The sequence below is a fragment of the Pseudoalteromonas sp. SR45-6 genome, from assembly GCF_014163545.1.
Classification (GTDB): Bacteria; Pseudomonadota; Gammaproteobacteria; order Enterobacterales; family Alteromonadaceae; genus Pseudoalteromonas; species Pseudoalteromonas rhizosphaerae.
On record NZ_JACJDM010000122.1, the window covers coordinates 1 to 2098 of the forward strand.

Below are 2098 nucleotides of genomic sequence, written 5' to 3' on the forward strand. Positions count from 1 at the left end.
GAAGAACAACAAGCCAGCGATTTAACTATTACTGAGTTTTGCCAGCAACATGCCTTATCAAAAACAAGCTTTTATGCGGCACGAAGTAAGCTTACTGCTGCATCTGGTAGTTTTGTTCGCGCAAAAGTCACTAAACACGTTGATCCCACTGAACAGCAACAGCCGATCATTCTTGCTATCGGTAACGTGAAAGTCAGCTTGCCATCCACAATGCCTGCCACTTATCTGAGTCAACTGTTACGCGAGCTTGCCTAATGAAAATGTTCGTTGAACCTGCACATATTTACCTCTATCGCGATGCCGTGGATTTTCGAAAATCCATTGATGGTCTGGTCGCAATCGTTGAGGGTGAGCTTGAACGTGATGCCTATACTGGCGCTTTATTTTTATTTTGCAACAAAGCGAAGGATAAACTCAAGCTGGTTTACTGGGATAAAACGGGGTTTGCTTTGTGGTACAAGCGATTAGAAAAGCAAAAGTTCAAATGGCCAAACAAAGCCAGTCTGCAAGAATTTGAGCTCAGTCCAGAGCAACTGAATTGGTTGTTGTCGGGATATGATGTGCTTGGTCATGAAGAGTTGCGGTATAAATCGATGATCTAATCGATCATATTGGCAGTAAATGATCGTTGCCACACCGTCTGTTTTATCTTTGCGTCAAGCAAGAAAACACCGTCAAATTCTGTTAAATTGCGAACATGAAAATTGATGCACACTCACTTCCTGACGACCCAGAACAACTCAAGCGCATGTTGCTTGAGTTGCAACAGCATATGGATGAAAAGTTAGCTGAAAAAGACGCGCAAATTCACGAATTGCTACAAGCTTATAACGCGAAACTAGCCAAAGAGTACGCCAAAAAATCTGAAAAGATGCCGGGTGCAGGCGAAGTATTCAATGAAGCAGAAGATATTCTCGATGAACATGATAAAGCGCTATTGGCCACATCGGCCTCAGTAAAGAAAGAAAAAGCCAAACCGAAACGCCGGCCACTGCCAGCGCAGTTGCCGCGAATTGAGGTGGTTGTTGACCTCGAAGAGGATGACAAAATGTGTGATTGCTGTCAAAGCCCCCTTCACAAAATGGGTGAAAGCAGCAGTGAAGCACTCGAGTTTGTGCCAGCGCATATCAAAGTAATCAAAACCATTCGCCCTAAATATACGTGCCGTCACTGTGAGCGTGAAGGCATTGAAAGTGTGGTAAAAACCGCCCTTATGCCCGCAACAGCCATTCCAAAAAGCATCGCAACGCCCAGCTTGCTGAGCCAAATAATCATGTGTAAATACCAGTTTGGCTTACCACTTTATCGCCAAGAAACCATGTTAGGCGATATTGGTATTGAGTTGAGCAGACAAACCATGTCGAGCTGGATGTTGCGCTGCGCAGACCTGTTGTCCCCTCTGTATCAACGCTTAAAAGACGTGTTGCTATCTCAACCGGTTATTCACGGCGATGAAACCCCGTTAAACGTCATTAATGCAGATAAAGCAACCAGCTATATGTGGCTGTATTGTTGCGGCGATGATAAACCGAGTAAAGGCACCAATATTGTCTTGTTTGATTACCATAACAGTCGCGCAGGCCAATGTGCGGTTAATTTCCTTGATGGTTACGAAGGCTACATGCACGTTGACGGCTACAAGGCTTACGAGCAAACGAATGCAACACTGGTTGCGTGCTTAGCCCATATGCGCCGTAAATTCATCGAGGCTAAAGGCAATAATAAAAAAACCGTCAAAGCAGATGTAGCACTAAACCTTATTCGCAAGCTCTACGGTATTGAGCAAGCCATCAAAGATAAATCGCACGATGAAAAATTCAAGATTAGGCAGAGAAAAGCCAAACCAATCGTTGATGAATTGTATCAATGGTTACTCAAGCATAAAGATAAAATCCCACCAAAAATGGCGTTAGGTGAAGCAATTACCTATGCGATAAATCAGTTTGAGAAATTCAGGCGTTACCTTGATGATGGCAGGCTCAGTATTGATAATAACCGTGCAGAGCGAGCTATAAAACCGTTCGTAATAGGGCGAAAAAACTGGTTGTTCTCAAATACCTGCAATGGTGCTCATGCCAGCGCTATACTTTATAGTCTT

The 2098-nt window shown here is 43.8% G+C and carries 3 protein-coding genes; all 3 read left to right on the forward strand.

Annotated elements, in window-relative coordinates:
- Positions 1-255, forward strand: a 255-nt coding sequence (gene tnpA / locus H5158_RS22360) for an IS66 family insertion sequence element accessory protein TnpA (protein WP_182740946.1), incomplete at its 5' end; no start/stop codon positions are given.
- On the forward strand, positions 255-602 hold the full coding sequence (gene tnpB / locus H5158_RS22365; RefSeq protein ID WP_182740947.1) for an IS66 family insertion sequence element accessory protein TnpB: 348 nt from the start codon (positions 255-257) through the stop codon (positions 600-602). The genes tnpA and tnpB, both read left to right, overlap by 1 nt.
- A gap of 95 nt (positions 603-697) precedes the next feature.
- Positions 698-2098, forward strand: a 1401-nt coding sequence (gene tnpC, locus H5158_RS22370) for an IS66 family transposase (RefSeq protein WP_182740948.1), incomplete at its 3' end; no start/stop codon positions are given.

Excerpts from the sequence above, each read along its gene's own strand:
- tnpB (WP_182740947.1), top strand. The coding sequence starts at position 255 with ATGAAAATGTTCGTTGAACCTGCACATATTTACCTCTATCGCGATGCC.